We start from the raw sequence: 19974 nt of genomic DNA on the forward strand, positions 1-19974 counted from the left end.
AGCTGGGGTGGAATATTTAACTAAAAATACAAGCAAATCCCCATAACTCCTACGGCAAAGTCCTTTTACCTTCGCTAGCCCCGATTTGAAGGCGGGCGCGACCCGGCCATGGTTGTATTTACTATCAATTGTAAATTTGGGCTAGCGATTTGATACCTTTTTGTGATCGTTGCTAAAATAGGCCAATGAGGGATGGCACTCTTTTTTAGAGTTTATTCTTTGTCTCAATCCGGTATAAATTTAATCATTTGAATAGGAGTAACTACTGGTAAAAGGTCTGTATTCTGGACCGCAAAGTCTTTCAGATTACCCGTAACGAAATAGCTGAGGTCTTTCCTATGCAAAGCTACTTCGTATTGAAAAGCATCTTCCAAATCCTTCATATTCCCCAAGCAGGCTTTCTGGTAAGGTGCATTATTTGTTTCTACAATGTGTAGTACCCTGAAGATTTGCTGCATTGTAGTTCGTAGTCTGGCTCCTTTCAGGCCCGACTTTTCCAGAACATAAGCCAATGTATACACTGAACCGGAAGAAATAAAGGCTTCAATAGTACCAGATTCGGCTGCTTCTATGAGACTAGTCGCCTCATCGGCAAAGGCATCCTGCCGATCCAAAAGCCAGTCCAGCAGAACGTTGGTATCCAAAAATACCTTCATATACCGTACTTGTCCTTGTACATCATAGCCCGGATTTCTTTATCCGTTTTTTTGGATAAAGTTGATTTGGCAATTCCGCGAAGTTGTAGGGCTGTGCTCATATTCCGGGAGAAAGAGCCGCTCTCTACCGGTTCAGCAGACGCCAGGTACTCTTCTATCATCTCGGACAGCGACTTTCGGTTTCGCTTGGCAACTACTTTGGCATGAGCCACTACTGACTCTTCTATGGTTAAGGTTAATTTTACCTTGGTCATGTATACGTGTATTTTATTCTATTGACTAAAAATACGTATTATTTATATTAAAATCAATGCAGAATCGTAGCAATGCACTTTGGGTAGTACTACAAAAAAGTGCGTAGTTCATTCAGAATAAAAAATCAGGCCTCCTACAACTTTGTCTTTAGGTACGCTACCATTACTTCCAGGCCGACGTCGAAGCGGTGGTTATTGTTAATGACGATGTCGGCTTCCGAGCGCAGGGGCTTGATGTACTTCTCGTAAGTAGGCGCTACGTGGTGTTCCCAGCGGTAGAGTACGTCGTCGAGGTCGTAGCCGCGTTCGCTGTTGTCACGGATAATGCGCCGCTTGATCTTAACGTACTCTTTGGTATCTACGAATATCTTGAGGTCAATGAGCCGGGCTACTTCGGGGTAGTAGTACACAAATATTCCCTCCACGATAATGATAGGCAGCGGATTGAAGACCAGTACTTTGGGCTCCAGCAGCGGATTGTTAAACGTATACTCCTTCTGCTGTACTGTGTTTCCCTGACGAAGCTCGGAAATGTGCCGGGCAAACAGCTGGTGGTTAATGGCCTCGGGCAAATCAAAATTTTCTACTCCGTTTTCATCCCTTGGAATCTCGTGGAGCGGGCGGTAGTAGTTGTCCTGCGAAAGTCGGCAGATGTCCTGCTCCGAAAACGATTCGATTAATTTTTTCATAAAGTACGTCTTTCCGGACGCACTACCTCCTGTTATACCAATAATGAAAGGGGGTTTTTGTTGATTGATCATGATAGTAGTTTGCAATGAAAATATTCGGCAGCCGGTTTTGTTGTTTCTCCTACCGAAAGTCGGGGGCTTACTGCTACAAAGGTACGAAGTCTTCGAAGACCTTCCCGAAGAATCTCCTGATTTCGCAGGCAGACTTCACTCCACAATGGCTAGCTTTCCCGCCAGACTTTCGGTTCCATCCCCGGCAACAAGCAGTACCAGGTATATCCCGCCACGCGCCCGGCGTCCGGTATAATCCCGCAGATTCCAGGTGGCCGTTCCGCCCTGCGAGCGGGTTTCGTGCACCAGCCGCCCCGACAAGTCCGTAATTTTTACTACTGTATTTTCAATCAGGCCTTTTATACCTACTACCCCGTCGTAACCGGGTCGCACCGGATTGGGAAAAACCAGGGCGGTAGTCAGCGTTGGCTCGGGCGTAGTGGCTCCACTGCGGTAAGACACCATGCCGTTGGGGGTATCGACGTACAGGTACCCGGCCGTATCGTCAAAGCGCAGGGCGCGAATAGCATTAGAAGGTAAAGGACTGTTCTCCATCGTAAATTGCTGAATCAGCTCGGTGCCATCGGCCGAAAACAGGTACAGTCCATTGCGGGTGCCAATCCACTTGCGATTGCCCGGCTCCACCGCCAGGGCGGTGGAGCGTTCGTTAGCCAGCAGGCGACGCTGCCCGTAAACGGGTAACACGGCATCTATCCGCCCCCCCGACAAGACCCCGTCCGGCACCAGGTACCCAACGCCCCGGTCCGTCGCAAACCAAATCAGCCCTTCCCGGTCCGCCACCACGCTGTTGACCACAGCCGAAGGCAAACCGCCACTACCCGGAGCGGTAGAGAGGTAGCGTTGCCTGCCGGTACCCGGCTCACTCACTGCTATACCGCCGCCCAGGTAGCCGGGCAAGCGCGCCCACACCAGCCCGTTCCGGTCCAGTACGGAGGAGTCAGCGCGTACGGCAATGGTCGTATCAGCTGTTGGTGGACTGTAGGAACGGAAAGTACCTCCGGCATGACTGAGGAGTCCATTGCGCCGGTCGGCGATCCATAAGGTACCCGCAGCATCCAGGGTAGCGTCCTGCGGCGAAACCAGCAGATTATGGGTATAGGCTGTCAGTTGCTCCGGCGGTGTAAGTACTACCACCGCCCGGTCCAGAGAGATGAGTAATCTACCGCTTTCGGTACGCAGGTGGTAGTAGGGGCTGGTACCCGGGTAAAGTATCTTCCAGGTACCTCCTTCCCTTCGGTACACGCCCCGGCCCGGAAAGCCCGCGTAAACCGCTCCGTTCAGTACGGCTACAGCCCGGGGTAGTGGAAAGGGAGTGGCAATGGCTCGCCAGTTGCCAAAGAAGGGGCGGTTCACTGCGGGAGCCAGGGTAGTAGCCAGCAGTCCCTGCGAGGTAGCGGCAAAGAGGCTATCGGAAGAGAAAGCCAGTCCGTACACGGCCACTTCGGCCCCGGCCGGACCAATGTACCGATAGGTTTCGCGCACTTCGCGGCGCGGCGGGTCCAGCACTATTACGCCAAAGTCGGTAGCCAGGTACGCCAGCCCCCCCTGAAAACGGATTTGCCGGATACGTCGGTTATTGGGCAGGTCGGCGGCATTGCGCAGCAGGGGCCAGTTTATAATTTCGGTGGGCTCCGCTTTTTCATTGAGGTACAGCAGGTCCAGATTGCCGGAGCGGTACCCCAGCAGCAGGAGCTTTTGGTCAGGCTCGTAGGCCATACTACTCACGCCCACGTCACTCAGTCCGTTAATCCTGGAGTATTCAATGATACTATTATCCGAAGGATTGATACTGAAAAAACCATTGTAGGAAGCAACAAACAGCTTACCCTGCGCCTGCACTACGCTGTGCGCCGACAGGTAGCTAAAGTGCGTCCGCCAGCCGTTGAGAGGTACCTCCTGCGCCAGGCTATCAAATAGGCTCAGGCTGCCCAGCAGTACAAGGAGCAGGTACTTTTTCATATACCATAAGCGGTCAGGACCAGCCGCCGGCCGGAGGCGTGGTCGCGGTGCTCGCACAGGTAAATGCCCTGCCAGGTACCCAGGTTAAGCCGACCATTGGTAATGGGTATCGTGACGGAGCTATCCAGTAATGACGCTTTGATGTGCGCCGGCATGTCGTCCGGTCCTTCGTAGTTGTGGCGGTAGTAGGGGGCATTTTCGGGTACCATCTTATTAAAATGGCTTTCAAAGTCCTGGCGCACGGTCGGGTCCGCGTTTTCGTTCAGGGTCAGGCTGGCGGAAGTATGCTGGATAAATACGTGGAGGAGTCCGGTTTTGATTTGCCGGAGCTCGGGTAAGGCCTTGAGTACCCGGTCAGAGATAAGATGAAAGCCGCGCGGAAAGGGCGGCAGGGTACATTCGTTCTGAAATACGAGCATGCTGTTTAGTTAGAAAGTACCTGTTAGTAGCAGGTACAGTGGTGGCCGGTCAGACTGCCTGAGAAGGCCAGTTTCCGATCATACCCGGGCGGTTGTTCTTCAACTCCGCCGGGCTCATTTTCAGGTAAGAAGCCAGAATTTTCTCGGGTACTACTTCCATGAGCCCCGGGTACTCTTCATGAAAGCTGTCAAGTCGCGCCTGAATACTCTGACTGGCCAGCATACGGCCCAGCGCCCGCTGCCGCTGTACTTCCTCTACCAGCTTTTGTACCAGACGCGCCCAAGCCGGAATTTCGCCGAAGAGATTGACCATATCTTCGTATTTCAGGATCCAGAGGCGGGTTTCGGTTACAGCCTGTATGTTTTCGGTAGCGGGTGCCTGGTAGCGGAAGCTATCGGGTAGTACCGCCAGATTTCCATTGGTAATAAAATAACGCGTTACTTCGTCGTCATGGTCAAAATGTAATACCCGAAGTACGCCTTCCGTCACGAACCCGATATGCCGGCAAACGTTTCTTTCGCGCAGGAAATAGTCGCCCGGCGCCAGTTCCACTTCCCGCAGGTAGGAAACGAGCAGCTCAATTTGAGCATCCGATAACGACATGTACCGTAAAAGGTACGATTTTAGTGGTTCCATAACAGGTACAAAACTCACTTAATCACGATGTTGTTGCCCAGATTCTGATATTTATTTAGATAATTTCCAGGAAACTTATTACTTCTCTACCGTCACAATAGCGGTGCCCATACTCGTACCACTGCCGCAGGCGCTCTTTAGCGAGCTGATGGTAAATTCGGAGGTAGCCGTGGGCGACACCGTAATCAGGTACGGATTCAGGAAAGTACCCTGTACCGTTGAACCATCCGAAAGTGTAAAAGACCAGGGGGGTAGTCCGTTTTTAAATTTCAGCCGGATACGGGTCGAACCGCCCGAAGCTATGACCCCCCGGCCCGACACTTCACCGATGGCCGCATCGGGCGCAATGACTTTGATTTCACGCGGCTCACTCACAACCGACGGGGCCGTAGCCAGAATACGCAGGCGCTGAGCGCTGATGGTATCGCCCTGAAAAGTAGGCGTAATCTTTACTTTCAGCGGACTTTCCTTACCCGTAGTAGGCAGATTGACCCAGTTACCGTTTTCATCGGCTACCTGCACTATAAATTTATTAGCCAGGTAGAAGCGGCCCGTGGAGGTAAAGGGTATTTCGACTTCCCCCCCCGAGCAAATGATACTTTGCGAGGGCACTCCCATGGCAATGGTCGAAGGCGGTACTTTTACGTACACGTGGGCTCGTCCCGTAAAACTTCCTACCCCGCACAAACCACCCGCCGAGGTAATCTGGTAATTGGTCGGGTTCAGCGGGTTTACTTTAAGGGTATGGGGCGACGAAAGAATATTATTCTCATAGGTACCATCCGACAGCAGTACAAACCAGGGACCGCCACCTTCAAACCGCAGGGTCAGCTCGGCGCTTTCTCCCTCTTTGACCGACAGCGAATCGCTTTGCAGTGCGACCCGCGTGGGCGCAGCCACCACTATGGTAGTGGTATCACTGTACAGCAGCGGCGCCGAAGCCGCTACCCGCAAACGGTACTGTCCGGCTTTGGTAGCGAGTGGTACCCGCGCCACCAGCGGACCAACGGTATCGGCCGGAGAGATGGTTCTGAATTCTCCGCCGGGTTCGGCAATCTGAACTACAAAATTATTACCGGCCTTGTATACACCCGTGGCGCTGATAGGTACCTGAAAAGGCGTATTGGTACATACCCTGAAACCTTTTTCAGCATCTTTCAGGGCGAGTCGCGGCTCGGGATTCGGGTCCACGTTGACAATGACTTGTCCGTCTACGGTACCGCTGCCGCAGGCATTGGCAACACCAGTGAGCTTGTAGGCCTGAATCTGCTCCGGCTTTATGGAGAAATAGTAGGGGTTACTCAGGGTCTGGCGAACGGTAGTACCGTCGGATACCCGAAAGGACCAGGGGCCGCTGCCGCTCAGGGTAACCCGCAGTTGGGCTTCCTGTCCGGGCATGATGCGGGAGGACGTAGAGCCGTCGGCCGTTTCGAGCCTGGCCGTGGGGCCCGTCAGCAGCCGGATAGCCACTTCGTTACCAACCACCGCCGGACTGGTAGACACCACCCGCAGGCGGTACAGGTGCCCGCCTTTTTTATCGGCCGGTATGACCGCCGTCAGTGGTCCGCTTTTGGCGGGGACCGATATGATTACAAAATTATTACTGGCGTCTACCAGCTGCACCACAAACTGGTTGTCGGCGTTGAAAGTGCCGGAAGGCGTAAATGGTACCTGCACAGTACTACCCGCACAAACCGACAGGAAGGAGACATCCCCCGTAAAGATAAGGGCGGCCCCGGCGGTACTATCGCGCGCGGCGGCTCTCTGGGTAGAATCCGGGTCCAGAATGCGCAGCATGTCGGGTACCAGCGGCGTAACCACGTTGCGCCTGGCCGGAGTAACGGTATCACTCTGAAGGGGAAGTGTGGTGGTATTGAGCGGTGTAACTACGTTACGACCGGCGGGGGTTCTGGAAAGGGTGGTGTCGGCCTGGGGCATGGTAGGCACTACCTGCGCCCGGGCCTGCAGAGCCATACTTAGTAATAATCCTAAAATAACCTTAGTAAAAGCTTTTGACATAACAGCAGGTAGTAATAAACACTAACCAATGAAACGAATAAAATACAACAATCCATAAAATCGCACACTCCAAATTTATTCGGTAAGCCAGCCGAAGTACTCCCTTAATCCATAGCTACCAGGGCGCTTCCTCTCAGCACAGGTACCACGTCGTAGAGGTCGGTCTGTAAAGAGTAGGAAATATCCTTGTGTATACCCAGCCGCTGCAGGCGCCGCACGTGCGAGGAGTTGGCCACATAAGAAAGCAGATTATCTTTCCCCTGCAGGTACATCCGCTGCGCCATAATGGTACTGTCTTCCAGGATCATGAACTCATTTTTGAGGGCTTCCGCAAGGGCTCCGGCGTAGAGGGTATCTTCCAGGTTGGGGCGTCCCTTCCAGCCCGCGCAAAGTACCAGTACGTCGTAGGGTTCGGAACGGAGCTGATTCACCAGGGCCCCCAGGTTCAGGAAAGCGCCTACCAGTATTTTCACCGCCGCGGGCCGGGCTTTGGCAATGGACAAGGTACCGTTCGTAGTAGTCATGGCAATGTGGGAGCCAATGAGTCGTTCGTTCATAAAGCTGAATGGCGAGTTATCCAGGTCAAACCCGGCTACCATCTGCGCGTTGCGCTCAGCGGCGGCTATGTAGCCTTTCTCCTGCAATAGCTTACACTCTTCTACGGTAGCGACCGGCGTGATACTTTTTACACCATAGGCCAGGCCCGTGACCATGCAGGAAGTAGCCCGGAAAATATCGGCTACCACGACAATACAATTGTCCAGCTTATGAAGGTGCAGCAAGTCAGGGGTCAGGCAAACATCAAGTTGTTTCATCAGGATGCGTAATAATAAGGCTTTACTTTACAAAAGGTAACTTTACAACCTGCGCTTTCAGAAGGCGGTCGCGTACCTTAACGTACAGCTCGGTACCGGGCTGGCTGTATTCTTTCCGGACGAACCCCATGCCAATGCCTTTCTGTAGCGTAGGCGACTGGGTACCTGAGGTTACTTCACCAATGGGAGTACCTTCGGCATCACACAGCTCGTAGTGGCTGCGCGGAATGCCCCGGTCCAGCATTTCAAAACCCACTAGTTTGCGGGTTACGCCCTGCTCCTTCTGGGCTTTAAGTACCTCGGAGTTGTTGAAGGCTTTGGTAAATTTGGTCACCCAGCCCAGTCCGGCTTCAATGGGCGAGGTAGTATCGGTTATATCGTTGCCGTAGAGGCAGAAACCTTTTTCGAGGCGCAGGGTATCGCGGGCGCCCAACCCGATGGGTTTTATGCCAAATTCCGCTCCGGCTTCAAAAATCGCCTCCCACATCCTGGCCGCGTCCTGATTCCATACGTACACTTCAAATCCGCCCGCTCCGGTATAACCCGTCGCCGATATAATTACATCATCAATACCGGCTACTGTTCCCGCTTTGAAGGTATAGTACTCCATCGCGGACAGGTCCATCTCCGTCAGCTTCTGGAGCGTAGCCGCCGCTTGGGGCCCCTGTACCGCCAGCAGACACAGCCGATCCGAGATATTTTCCATCTCTACGCCTTCGGTATTGTGGCTCATGATCCAGTCCCAGTCTTTTTCGATGTTGGAAGCATTCACCACCAGGTAGTACTCATTGTTGTCGTAGCGGTACACGAGCAGGTCATCCACTACACCACCGTCCGCGTTGGGCAGGTAGCTGTATTGTACCTTCCCGTCGAACAGGGTTGAGGCGTCGTTGGCGGATACCCGCTGGATCAGGTCCAGGGCTTTGGGACCGCGCAGCACAAATTCTCCCATATGCGACACGTCAAATACACCCACCCCATTCCGGACCGCGTGGTGTTCGTCGAGGTCGGAGGTATAGCGGACGGGCATCATAAAACCCGCAAAAGGTACCATTTTAGCGCCTAACTGAACGTGTATGTCGTGAAGTGGGATGGTTTTCATCTGGTATTTAGTTGTATGCGAGTGCAAAAGTAGGAAATGCGGCTAAAAGACTGACAGTACCGGTAGATAATTCAGCTATTACTGCCTAAATACTTATTTATAAATAATCAGTATCTTGCCTTTGTACCCATAACACCGGTTGAATTATCCTGCTTTATTATGAAAAAAATAGTACTCTCTGCGCTCGTGGTCCTGCTGCTGCAATCCGGCGAGCTGGTGGCTCAATCCAAAATTATCCAGACCGAAAAGGCCCCCGTTCCCATCGGGCCCTATAGCCAGGGCGTAGCCGCCAACGGCCTGCTGTTTGTAGCCGGACAGATTGGACTGGAGCCCGTTTCGCGCAAATTGGTAGCAGGAGGCGTAGAAAAGGAAATCGCCCAGATCATGGAGAATATAAAGGCTATTCTGACTGCCGCCGGCCTCGACCTGACGCGGGTAGTAAACACGACCATCTACATCAAAGATATCGGGCAGTTTGGAAAAGTAAATGAGGTGTATGGAAGGTACTTTACGGGTCAGTATCCGGCCCGTACTACCGTAGGTGTAGCTGATTTGCCCGGCGGGGCGGCCGTAGAAATTGCCGTCATAGCGGCTTTCCCCAGATAAAAAGGCATAAAATAAGGGTAGTGACTCCGGTCCTACCCCTCTAATCGCCTGCCTGCCAGATATATCATCAGGCGGTTACTGCCTGGTGCTCTTCCAGATAGGAAAGCAGGCTCCGCATGTTTGTAATTTTAGCGTAATCTTCATCAGGAATACTGATGGCAAACTCCTGCTCCAGCTGCATCATCAGATCTACGGTATCCAGGCTATCAAAACCCAGGTCTTTGATGAAGTGCGCTTCTTCGGTTATGGCAGATCCTTCAACACCAAAATTCTTTAAGATAGTAATAATACGTTGTTTCATGGGCCTTGTGTTTTTGAGATGAGCGGATGGTACTTAAATTCTATGTTCGTAACGAAAACAGGTTATTCTTAGTACGCCAAAAAAGTCCAAAATGTTTCAATAGGCGCAACTATTTTTTAAGCCGTTAAAATTCAAAGTTTTAACAATATTATTTATTGATAAATAACAATTCTATGGTTGCAAAGCAACTATGTTTATTCCAAAAAAGCATACGGTATTAACTCAGACGGCATTATTTCCCCATGAACCCGCAGAATAGAGGGATAAACAGTTACCGCCGGATTGGAAGAAGGTTTGAAAACAGCGGGTGGTAATTAATCCATCCAAACCGCAGGAAATTGGTTTTGTTTTGCATTTTTTGGTGAGTAGAAATAGGGCCTCCTTCGTTTATTTTAAAGTTGTCAGCGAACCCCCGCTGTGGGGTAGTTCTCAGACCTTTTTATTCTCCAAATTCTACTGTTCCAATTACTAACCTGTATGAGAGTTTTCGCCGCTTTACTACTACCACTTATGTGGGTGCTGACCGTTGCCGCACCCGCTTCCGCTCAAACCAACGACGCGCGCCTGTATGAAATGCGGGTGTACTACTGCGAGCCGGGACGACTGGATGCCCTGCTTACCCGCTTCCGCGACCATACCACCAAACTTTTTGAAAAACACGGTATGACCAACGTCGGCTACTGGGTACCCCTCGAAAACCCGGACAACAAACTGATCTATATACTATCGTACCCTGACAAAGAAGCCCGCGAGGCTTCCTGGAAGGCCTTTGGCTCGGACCCGGTCTGGAAAAAGGCCCAGGGTGAGTCAGAAAAGGACGGCAAGATTGTAAAGAAAGTTGACCGCGTTTATATGCGTGCTGCCGATTTCTCCCCTGCCATCAATACCGCCTCCGTTGATCCCAAAGGGAGGGTTTTTGAACTACGTACCTACACTACCTACCCCGGTAAGCTGCCCGACCTGCAGGCCCGGTTCCGCGACCATACGGTAGGTTTGTTTAAAAAGCACGGTATGACCAATGTAGGGTACTGGCTGCCCGAGGAGCAGGACAACACCCTTATTTATATACTGGCACACCCCAGCGAAGAAGCCGGCAAGAAAGCCTTTGATGCCTTCCGTAACGACCCCAGCTGGGTAAAAGCCCGCGACGCCTCCGAGCGCAACGGAAAACTGGCCGAGAAAGTGGAGTCAGTTTATATGAAAGCGATGGACTTTTCAACCATCCGGTAAGTACTTCTTTCTAATCTGTTTACGTTTATTATAGCAATAAGACCTGCTGTCAAAGTTGGGTTTTATTGCTATATTGCGATTAAATGTACCCTTTACACGTATACAGTAATGCTTTCTTTAACCAGAATCATTTCCCTGCTGCTGATTTCCTGCCCGCTGCTGCTTTCAGCCCAGTCTGACCGGGGCAACTATACCTTAGTACCACTGAATGACCTCGGGGCTTTCAGCCAGGCCGGTTCCAACTGGTCGGTCAAGGGCGGTGTATCCATGCACCCCGACAACGCATCTTCGGTAAAAACCCAGGCTGGAAATGGCATACTGGTAGGTACACCGGGCGCGCCCCTAAGTACCCAACTCAAAGCCCGCGACCTGCGGCTGCGCATGGAGTTTATGCTATCACCCGGAGCCGAAGGCTACGTGCAGCTGCCCGGCGGACAGCGGGTACACCTGGCCGACAGCCGCCAACAACCTGGCCCCAACGCCCAAACCGCTGGCTACATCGGGCAATTCCCCGCCCAGAATGCCGCCAAGGCCCCAGGTATCTGGCAAACCCTGGAACTGGCCTATGATGCTTCTGTCCCCACCCAAGCCGGTTCGGCCCTGCTGAATACCCTGGCGCTCAATGATGTTACCGTACAGCAAAGCGTGTACCTGCCCCTCGCCAGACCGGTGGCGGAGTCGCAGTCGCTGAGTATGGAGGTAACCAAGGGTACTATTGCCTTCCGGAATATTGGCTACCAGCTACTGGCTGACCGCAAACCGCTGGCTCTGAAAGGTATGTCCTATAAGCTTTACAGCGACTCCTGGAACAATCCCAATCCGGTGAAAGTAGTACGTGAACAAAAAACAGATGTACTGACCCAGGAAGTCGGGGCCGGTATGCGGGAATTTCATGTGGTATATGAGGGAGACATGGCCGTAGAAGAACCTGGTATTTACATATTTACTACGGCCTACACCGGCCCGGCTCTAAAACTGGATATTGACGGCAAAAGCGTTATCGCGGCCGGAGAAACTACCTCGCAGGATATTCATTCGGGATCAATGCAGCTCAACAAAGGTAACCACCGCTTCCGGCTGTACTACTCGCGCTTTCCTTGGCGTCCGGCGGCTATGGGCTTGCGTGTCGAAGCGGCGGGCGTACGTCCTTATGACCTGAACCCCCTGTCGTCACTGCCGGTACCGGAGCCCAAGCCCTACATGGGTGTCACTCCCGCGGGCCAACCCGAAATGATTCGTTCGTTCATTCAGCTCAGCAACGAGAAACAAAAGCGTACCCACTGTATTTCGGTGGGAAGCCCGGCGGGCTGGCACTATACCATGGACCTGAACCGGGGTGCCCTGTTGCAGGCCTGGCGCGGGCAGTTTGCCAACGTAACCGAAATGTGGTACGAGCGCGGCGAGCCGCAGTTACTCTTCACCGCCGGCCTGACGGTACCAGTATCGGGTAAAAGCAGCGTGGCCATCCTGAAAAATACCAATACCGCCTGGCCCGACTCCGCCGACCTCAACTACCTGGGCTACCGTCTGGACGCGCAGGGCTACCCCATGATGCGCTACGCGGCAGGTTCGGCTACGATTAACGATTACCTGGTACCCGGCACCGACGGACTGGTACGTACCATCAACGTAGACGGTACGCTCAGCGGAGGTACCCTTTATACCCTGGTAGGTGCCGGTCAGCAAATTGAAATGGTAGACAAAGGCCTTTATAAAGTAGATAACCAGTACTTTGTCCGGATGGACAAAAAGGCGAAAGCAGTCGTACGTAAGTCGGGCGGACAGCAGGAGTTGCTGCTGCCGGTGACTGGCTCAACCAGCTACACCCTGTTCTGGTAGTCGCTCCTCAACAAACCCGCTTTTTGGATTAAGACATACTTGCAGTAAAAATGAAAAATATACTATTATCAGCCCTTCTGGCCGTAGGTAGCCTTGCAGCGTTGCAGGCGCAAACCGCCCGTCCTGTCACCGAGGACGACTACTACCGCATTATCACCATGCCGATTCCCGAAAATATCGAGCTGGAAGTAGGCGGACTGTCGGTACTGCCGGACGGACGGCTGGCAGCTTCTACCCGCCGGGGCGAGGTATGGATGATCACCAATCCGTACATGAAAGGCAACGGCCGACCTTCGTTCAGCCGCTTTGCCTACGGGCTGCACGAACCCCTGGGACTCCTGTACCGCGGCGACCATTTTCTGGTTTCACAGCGGGGTGAAGTGACCAAACTGGTCGACACCAACAACGACGGTCAGGCCGATATTTACGATTCGTTTGCCCGATGGCCACTGTCGGGCAACTACCACCAGTACTCTTACGGACCCGTACCCATGCCCAACGGGGAAATGATCGTAACCCTTAACCTCGACTGGATCGGGCACGGGGCCAGCCAGTCCAAGTGGCGGGGCTGGATGCTCAAGCTCAGTGAAGACGGCAAGTTGACTCCCTGGGCTACGGGTCTGCGCTCTCCGGCGGGCTTCGGTTCTTTTCAGGGAGATATTTTTTATACCGAAAATCAGGGAGACTGGGTTGGCTCGGGCCGCATGACACACCTGGAAAAAGGCGATTTTGCGGGTAATCCCGAAGGGTTGCGGTGGAGCGACAGCCCCGGCTCGCCGGTTAAGCTAAAGGCTAAAGATGTACCTGACACGGGCGAACCCCTGTATGACGTTGCCAAGCGCGTGCCGGGTATCAAGCCTCCGGCCGTATGGTTTCCGCATACCCTCATGGGAATTTCAACTTCCGATTTTAAAGAAGATACCACCCGCGGGGCTTTTGGACCTTTCGAAGGCCAAATGTTCGTTGGTGACCAGGGGCACAGTAAAATCATGCGCGTTGATATGGAAAAAGTCAATGGCGTATGGCAGGGTGCCTGCTTCCCCTTCCGCGAAGGATTTCAGTCCGGCCTGATTCGCCTGGTATGGGGTCTGGACGGCTCCCTGTTCGTGGGGCAAACCAGCCGGGGCTGGTCGGCTACGGGTAAGTCGCCTTTTGGTATTCAGCGCCTGGTATGGACCGGCAAGACCCCCTTCGAAATGAAGTCTATCCGCTCTATGCCCGATGGCTTTGAGGTTACTTTTACCCTACCAGCCGACAAAGCCACCGCCTCTGATCCGGCTTCGTACCAGCTCAACAGCTTTACCTATAAGTACCACCACAACTACGGCAGCCCGATAATCAATGCCAAAGAAATGGGTATTAAAGGAATAGTAGTATCAGAAGATGGTCTGCGCGCGCGCCTGGTGGTGGATACTGACAGCCTGCGCAAAGGGTACATTCACGAACTGAAAGCCGAAGGTGTAAAGTCTAATGATGGACTTTCGCTGCTGCATACCTTTGGCTACTATACCCTGAACGAAATTGCTCCCGGAGAAAAAGCGACTCTACCAGTTATGACGGCCAGTGCAGCTACCAGCGTTCATGCCGGACACACCATGCCCGCGGCAAACAATACAAGTACTTCAGCGGCCGCTGCGGCGGCCTCAGCCAAGCGCCTTACTACCATGCCCGCCGACTGGACCAACGGCCCCGATCAGGTAGTTACGCTGGGGACCAAGCCGGGCCTGAAGTTTGATGCTCCCGAAGTACGGGTAAAAGCAGGGAGCCGGGTGAAGTGGGTATTTAATAATGACGACGATATGCTCCACAACTGCGTAATTACCAAGCCCGGCACGGCCAATCAGGTGGGTGAAGCAGCCCTTACTTTAGGCTTGAAAGGTCCTGAAATGCAATACGTACCGGAGTCGGCTAATGTTATTTATCATACCAATATTCTGCAGCCCGAAACCAGCGAAGCCATCTACTTTGTAGCTCCCAAACAGGCCGGTGACTACACCTACGTGTGTACCTTCCCGGGTCATTATATAGTTATGCAGGGAAAGCTGAAAGTTGTAAAATAAGTATTCCTGCTGCTGCCCTACCTGTGGAGTGAGCAACTCACACCACAGGTAGGGCACTTTTTAAGTCTTATCTGACAACCCGCTCTTCACCAGGTACCTGTATTCTTTTGTTCTTTTTTTCTGCCTGAATTACCCTACCTGCTCCGGACTCTTTTTTTCTACTTTGACTGGGTTGTATTTACCCTAAGTGGCCTGATTTTTTTGCCGGAATGAGAGTTGTTTATAAAACCTCAATCCCAGCAAAAACTATGATAACATCAGAAATTGGTATGGCCAGTACCAAAGAGCAAACTTCAATCGAACCCATTGCCAGTGGTTCGTCCAGAACTAACGTAGGTACCACCGAGCGTATTATTTCGACCACCGTAGGAGCATTACTTACTTACTACGGTTTACGCAAACCTACCTTAGGTCGCTTATTAGTAGCTACTTTCGGGGCGTCGCTTCTGCACCGGGGTACCACCGGTTACTGCTATGTGAACAATGCTATCGGGCGAAATACCGCCGGTCGTGACACAGATGCCATCAATATGTCAAGCACCGTCACTATCAACAAACCCCGGGCCGAAGTGTACAAGTTCTGGCGACAGCTCGAAAACCTGCCCCAGTTCATGCACCACCTGGAAAAGGTTACCCAGATTGACAACCGGCGTTCGCACTGGTCGGCCCCCGTACCGGGAGGTATTGGCAAGGTAGCATGGGACGCCGAAATTGTGGAGGACCGCGAAAATGAATGCATCATGTGGCGCTCCGTACCGGGTGCTGACGTGGATAACGCCGGTGAAGTACGCTTCAAAGACTCCATAGACGGTAAGGGCACCGAGGTACATGCCATTATTAAATATCAGCCACCAGCGGGCTACCTGGGCGAAACCGTCGGGAAGCTGTTCAATCCGGCCTTTAAGAAAATGGTTAAAAATGACCTGCGCCGCTTTAAACACCTGATGGAAACCGGTGAAAACTTTGTGGTACCGCACCCTACCGCCAAACATACCGGCTCTGATCCCAATAGTGTTCAGGAAACGCAGGAATTCCAGGGTACTTTGCATTCCTGACAGGGAAAGGCTTGCTGAGCAACTGACACGCTACCTACCGGGCTCTCGTACTATTTATGGCTACGAGAGCCCGGTAGGTATATCTGTCTGCTTTTACCCGGTTTCTTTTCCCATTCCAATTAGGTAGTATTGCAATCTGGAGCAAAGCAAAGTTGTATCTTTCCGAAGGCGGTTTCCCGGCCCTCTTTTCCCAGGCTCCTGGTCAGTTCATCCTTTTTCTACCCCATGCAACAAAACAACCTGATTAAAACAGAAGCCTACGTAAACGGTAAGTGGCTGAAAGCCACAAGCGGTAAAACGTTTGATGTCACTAACCCGGCTACGGGCGAAGTGATAGCGGCTGTGCCCGATATGAGTCGGGAGGAGGTACGTCAGGCGATTGACGCAGCGGACCGGGCCTGGCCCGCGTACCGTGATATGACGGCGAAGGAGCGCTCCGCCCTGATGCGGAGGTGGTTTGATCTGATTATGGAGCACAAAGAAGAGCTGGCCCGGATCATGACCATTGAGTCCGGCAAGGTACTTACCGAAAGCCTGGGGGAAGTCAGCTACGGTGCTTCCTTCGTCGAATGGTTTGCCGAGGAGGCCAAACGTGCCTATGGCGATGTTATTCCTCCACCTACCAAAGACCGGCGGCTAGTGGTCATTAAGCAGTCCATAGGGGTAGTAGCCGCCATTACTCCCTGGAACTTCCCGCTGGCCATGATTACCCGTAAGGTAGGTCCCGCCCTGGTTGCGGGTAGTCCGGTATTGATCAAACCCCCATCAGAAACTCCCCTGACCGGACTAGCCATCGCAGCCCTGGCTGAGCAGGCCGGGTTTCCGCCCGGCGTTTACAACACGATCACAACTACTGACAGCAAAGGCATCGGAAAAGAGCTTTGTGAGAACCCCAAAGTGCGCAAGCTTTCCTTTACCGGCTCCACGCCCGTAGGCAAGGTACTTATGAGCCAGTGTGCCTCTACGCTGAAAAAGCTGTCGCTGGAGCTGGGCGGTAACGCTCCCTTCATTGTCTTTGACGACGCGGATGTGGATGCGGCCGTAAAGGGTGCAATCGTATCCAAATTTCGCCACAACGGCCAGACCTGCGTTTGCGTCAACCGCTTACTGGTACAAGAAAAAATATACGACGAGTTTGTGGAGAAGTTCTCGCGGGCGGTAGCTGAACTAAAGATTGGCAACGGTCTTGATAAAAGTGTGCAGTTGGGTCCTCTGATTAGTGAAAAAGCTATTGAAAAGGTAACCGAACACGTAGAGGATGCCGTCTCAAAAGGAGCCAGGGTTACCTACGGCGGCGAACGCATGAAAGGCCTTTTTTATAAGCCAACGGTACTGGCCGACGCTACCGCAGATATGATCATTGCCAGAGAAGAGGTATTTGGTCCGGTGGCTCCTGTTTTCCGGTTCAGTACCGAGGATGAGGCCATAAAGATGGCAAATGATACCCAGTACGGTCTGGCCTCATACTTTTACAGCCAGGATGTGAACCGCTGCTGGCGGGTAGCCGAAGCCCTGGAATATGGTATGGTAGGGATTAACGAAGGCTTAATCTCGACGGAAGTAGCTCCCTTTGGGGGTATAAAAGAATCCGGCTTTGGCCGCGAAGGCTCAAAGTACGGCATGGACTACTTTATGGAAATTAAGTACCTGTGTTTTGGGGGAGTAGATAAACCATAAATAAACAATGAACAAAGCAGAATTTGTATCCAATGATAAAGGCTCTTTTGTCGTGAAGGAAAACGGCGAGCGGGTAGCCGAAATGGTAATTGGTATAGTAGGCAACGAGATGGCCGTGTACCATACGGCCGTTTTGGAAAGGTTACAGGGCCAGGGGCTCGCTAAAAAACTTCTTGACGCCATGGCCGACTACGCCCGCGACAACAACCTGATGGTAACTACCTACTGTCCTTTTGTACAGGGCCAGTTTAAGAAGCAGGAAGAGCAGTACGGCGACATCTGGAAAAAGGATAAGCCGCAGCTGAAAGCGATGTGAGCAAATAATAAGCTGACTATCCTTGGGCTTTTTGAAGGCTGAATAAAGTAATTTCTGGCCGGACGTTGAACCGAACCTGCCACAGGTGCCCCAGCGCCCGGTTTATGTAGAGCGTTCTTCCATCTTCCAGGTCTATCATGCCAGCCGTATATCTTTTGTTCTTTACTGGTAACAGAGGCGCACGCAGAAAGGGAGGCTTGCACTGCCCGCCGTGGGTATGTCCCGATAGTACCCAACCCCGGTAGCCGTTCCAGACGGGCTGGTCAGCGGCATCCGGGTTATGGCAAAGCAGTACACTGGGCTGCTGTGGATCTACGGAGTTCATAACGGCTTGGGGATTAAAGTTGGGACTCCAGTAGTCGTCAATCCCAATGATATTCAAGCCCTGAAAGTCCTTCTGCTCGTTCCGCAGAATGGTCACCCCCTTTTCTGTAAGTAAGCCGGAAATATGGTCGGCTACTGGCTTTTCGGCCCAATTTTCACCGTAATCATGATTCCCCAGTACTCCTGCGGTACCTAACCGACCAACTACGGCATCTCTGAACACTTCTTCCAGCTGATTCAACTGCTCCTTCGACTCGTAGCTGACAAAGTCGCCCGTGTACACGACAAAGTCAGGGTTGTACTGCTGCGCTTTCTTAAAAGAATCAACGAGGTACTTGCGGTCAAACCGGTTGCCGACATGGATGTCGCTGATCTGCATCAGGGTCTTGCCCACCAGCCTATCGGGCAGGTTCCTGACGGGCATATTGACCCTCACGAATTCCAGCCAGAAGGGTTCAATCTGCCAGGTATACAAGCCCGTGAGCAATCCGGCTGCGCCCATTGCTGCCGCGCCTTTCAGGAAATTTCTTCTGTTCACAATAGTACTGTATTAGTGGGTAAATCTGCCATGGGTCAGGTCGGTAAGTCCTTGTTGGGAGGGGCCACTGCCCGGGCTGCCGGAGGAGTTCTTTCGGCTGCAATGGAAAGGTACTTCTCGCGGCCCAGGGTCAGAAAATAAAGTACTACAACCAGAGCAGGTACCAGCAATAGCAGTAAGAAAGTACTTTCTACGTTAAACAAAAACCGGAGGGTATTGTACAGAACCACCAGAAAAAGGGCGATCACCAGCAGGTTTACATTCCGGAAGCCACTCACGGCATAGGTTATTGTTTCGTTTTCAGAAATATCAAACGTCAGGCCCGGACTTTTCAGCCAGTCAATCCGGGCATAGAGGGTATGCCGACCCGGCGCTACCTTCACCGTAAGGAAACCTTCGTTGGCAAGGCTTCCTACTTTAGTACCATCCATGTAAATACTATATGCCATGAATCGGTTTATCGATTCATCATTCCGCTTGATCCTGACCGTCGCCATAGCCGTTCTCTCTCTACCTGAAACCCAAACTTTCACCAGGTACCTATTCCGTAGGTACCTGCTAACTTCTCAAATATAAAAGTATTACCATAGTTTTTTTATCGTCCGGGTTCTGGAATTTTTCGAATCTAAAAATTTTCAGCGGCCCTGAAAAAACCGGAGCTAAATTTCTATACCGGAAAACTACTTTATGCCTTCGCCTTATACTGCAAACTACCATAGTCGATTTCCAGCAGGTACATGAATAACCCTACCGACCAGCAAAACCAAACGCTATGGACAGAAACAGTGCCATTTTTCAGGTATTCATCAAACTACATCGGATAGTAGAAACAGCACCTGCTTTTCAGGCCCTGCTGGTAGCCAACCGAAAGCAGAATACCGAAAGTAACAGCGTTATGGGTGTAAAAAGTATGGTTTCCAGGGTTGCGACGGCCAGGAGGTTGCCCACGGTATTGAGCAGAAAAAGCGCGAACATGGTCCAAAAGAAAATTTTGAAAAAGAGAGGAGGCAGGTTTACCCGCAGCAGCCCGCCCTTTATGGCTACCATTGCCAGTAGCAGCAAATTGATGGCAATGGATACGGCCTCCATAGTATATAACTGCGAAGAGTTCTGTATCCTACCACCCCATACTATTCCCGAAGGTACTACGCCCAGTACTACCAGCACATGGAACGCTAGTATCAGGGTGAGCAGGGCCAGTACACCATTAATGGCAAATCGTTCAGTAATAAGGGTTTTCATAGCGTGGGTTTACCCGGTACCCTGTGAGGGTACCTATAGTAGTTTAGCGCCTCAAATTTATTGAAAAAATCAGCGTATATGCCAGCTGAAACCTATTTTTAAGCCTTTTTTGGAGTTATCTCCGACAATTATTCTACGGTTTCTACCTTTTTTAAAAGCACTGA

At 52.0% G+C, this 19974-nt stretch carries 20 protein-coding genes; 7 read left to right on the forward strand and 13 right to left on the reverse strand.

The window, feature by feature from the left end; all coding sequences use genetic code 11:
- Positions 1–224 precede the first annotated feature (224 nt).
- The 9 genes from VGN67_RS06265 to gcvT form a co-directional block, all read right to left on the reverse strand.
- Positions 225–656, reverse strand: coding sequence for a PIN domain-containing protein (locus VGN67_RS06265; protein ID WP_327485928.1), 432 nt, complete (start codon positions 654–656; stop codon positions 225–227).
- The gene (locus VGN67_RS06270) at positions 653–910 is read right to left on the reverse strand and encodes a DUF6364 family protein (protein ID WP_327485929.1); all 258 of its coding nucleotides are present in this window, start codon (positions 908–910) and stop codon (positions 653–655) included. Before VGN67_RS06270 ends, VGN67_RS06265 begins: the two co-directional genes overlap by 4 nt.
- A gap of 134 nt (positions 911–1044) precedes the next feature.
- Positions 1045–1671, reverse strand: a complete 627-nt coding sequence (gene udk / locus VGN67_RS06275; RefSeq protein WP_327485930.1) for a uridine kinase — start codon at positions 1669–1671, stop codon at positions 1045–1047.
- A gap of 135 nt (positions 1672–1806) precedes the next feature.
- The gene (locus VGN67_RS06280) at positions 1807–3630 is read right to left on the reverse strand and encodes a two-component regulator propeller domain-containing protein (RefSeq protein ID WP_327485931.1); all 1824 of its coding nucleotides are present in this window, start codon (positions 3628–3630) and stop codon (positions 1807–1809) included.
- A complete protein-coding gene (locus tag VGN67_RS06285; protein WP_327485932.1) occupies positions 3627–4049 on the reverse strand; it encodes a secondary thiamine-phosphate synthase enzyme YjbQ in 423 nt (140 codons plus the stop codon). Before VGN67_RS06285 ends, VGN67_RS06280 begins: the two co-directional genes overlap by 4 nt.
- Before the next feature lie 49 nt (positions 4050–4098).
- On the reverse strand, positions 4099–4686 hold the full coding sequence (locus tag VGN67_RS06290) for a cyclic nucleotide-binding domain-containing protein (protein WP_327485933.1): 588 nt from the start codon (positions 4684–4686) through the stop codon (positions 4099–4101).
- Positions 4687–4764: 78 nt separating this feature from the next.
- Positions 4765–6705 carry a hypothetical protein gene (locus VGN67_RS06295; protein ID WP_327485934.1) on the reverse strand — a complete coding sequence of 647 codons (1941 nt, stop codon included), beginning with the start codon at positions 6703–6705 and terminating at the stop codon, positions 4765–4767.
- Positions 6706–6809: 104 nt separating this feature from the next.
- Complete coding sequence (locus VGN67_RS06300; RefSeq protein WP_327485935.1) at positions 6810–7520, reverse strand: 2-phosphosulfolactate phosphatase; 711 nt, start codon at positions 7518–7520, stop codon at positions 6810–6812.
- A gap of 22 nt (positions 7521–7542) precedes the next feature.
- Positions 7543–8622, reverse strand: a complete 1080-nt coding sequence (gcvT, locus tag VGN67_RS06305; protein ID WP_327485936.1) for a glycine cleavage system aminomethyltransferase GcvT — start codon at positions 8620–8622, stop codon at positions 7543–7545.
- A 159-nt stretch (positions 8623–8781) separates the two neighbouring features.
- Between gcvT and VGN67_RS06310 the strand changes: the two genes are divergently transcribed.
- Positions 8782–9228 (forward strand): Rid family detoxifying hydrolase, encoded by a 447-nt coding sequence (locus VGN67_RS06310; RefSeq protein ID WP_327485937.1) that lies wholly within the window; start codon positions 8782–8784, stop codon positions 9226–9228.
- Between the two features lie 67 nt (positions 9229–9295).
- Here VGN67_RS06310 and VGN67_RS06315 read toward each other — a convergent pair whose 3' ends face one another.
- Entirely contained in the window at positions 9296–9529 is a 234-nt protein-coding gene (locus VGN67_RS06315; protein WP_327485938.1) for an acyl carrier protein, read from the reverse strand.
- 477 nt (positions 9530–10006) lie between these two features.
- Between VGN67_RS06315 and VGN67_RS06320 the strand changes: the two genes are divergently transcribed.
- The 6 genes from VGN67_RS06320 to VGN67_RS06345 all read left to right on the forward strand — a co-directional run bounded on the left by VGN67_RS06320 (position 10007) and on the right by VGN67_RS06345 (position 17706).
- Entirely contained in the window at positions 10007–10759 is a 753-nt protein-coding gene (locus VGN67_RS06320; protein ID WP_327485939.1) for an NIPSNAP family protein, read from the forward strand.
- A 108-nt stretch (positions 10760–10867) separates the two neighbouring features.
- Positions 10868–12598: a family 16 glycoside hydrolase gene (locus VGN67_RS06325; protein ID WP_327485940.1), complete on the forward strand. Its 1731-nt coding sequence runs from the start codon at positions 10868–10870 to the stop codon at positions 12596–12598.
- Between the two features lie 50 nt (positions 12599–12648).
- Positions 12649–14658: a plastocyanin/azurin family copper-binding protein gene (locus VGN67_RS06330; protein WP_327485941.1), complete on the forward strand. Its 2010-nt coding sequence runs from the start codon at positions 12649–12651 to the stop codon at positions 14656–14658.
- A 248-nt stretch (positions 14659–14906) separates the two neighbouring features.
- Positions 14907–15713, forward strand: a complete 807-nt coding sequence (locus VGN67_RS06335; protein WP_327485942.1) for an SRPBCC family protein — start codon at positions 14907–14909, stop codon at positions 15711–15713.
- A gap of 225 nt (positions 15714–15938) precedes the next feature.
- Positions 15939–17390 carry an NAD-dependent succinate-semialdehyde dehydrogenase gene (locus VGN67_RS06340; protein ID WP_327485943.1) on the forward strand — a complete coding sequence of 484 codons (1452 nt, stop codon included), beginning with the start codon at positions 15939–15941 and terminating at the stop codon, positions 17388–17390.
- A 7-nt stretch (positions 17391–17397) separates the two neighbouring features.
- Positions 17398–17706, forward strand: coding sequence for a GNAT family N-acetyltransferase (locus tag VGN67_RS06345; RefSeq protein ID WP_327485944.1), 309 nt, complete (start codon positions 17398–17400; stop codon positions 17704–17706).
- A gap of 16 nt (positions 17707–17722) precedes the next feature.
- On the opposite strand, the gene VGN67_RS06350 is transcribed toward VGN67_RS06345, so the two are convergent.
- The 3 genes from VGN67_RS06350 to VGN67_RS06360 all read right to left on the reverse strand — a co-directional run bounded on the left by VGN67_RS06350 (position 17723) and on the right by VGN67_RS06360 (position 19810).
- The gene (locus VGN67_RS06350) at positions 17723–18568 is read right to left on the reverse strand and encodes a metallophosphoesterase (protein WP_327485945.1); all 846 of its coding nucleotides are present in this window, start codon (positions 18566–18568) and stop codon (positions 17723–17725) included.
- A 35-nt stretch (positions 18569–18603) separates the two neighbouring features.
- The gene (locus VGN67_RS06355; protein ID WP_327485946.1) at positions 18604–19017 is read right to left on the reverse strand and encodes a hypothetical protein; all 414 of its coding nucleotides are present in this window, start codon (positions 19015–19017) and stop codon (positions 18604–18606) included.
- Between the two features lie 394 nt (positions 19018–19411).
- Positions 19412–19810: a hypothetical protein gene (locus VGN67_RS06360; protein ID WP_327485947.1), complete on the reverse strand. Its 399-nt coding sequence runs from the start codon at positions 19808–19810 to the stop codon at positions 19412–19414.
- Between the last annotated feature and the right edge of the window lie 164 nt (positions 19811–19974).

It is taken from the genome of Telluribacter sp. (genome assembly GCF_035998675.1).
Classification (GTDB): domain Bacteria; phylum Bacteroidota; class Bacteroidia; order Cytophagales; family Spirosomataceae; genus Telluribacter.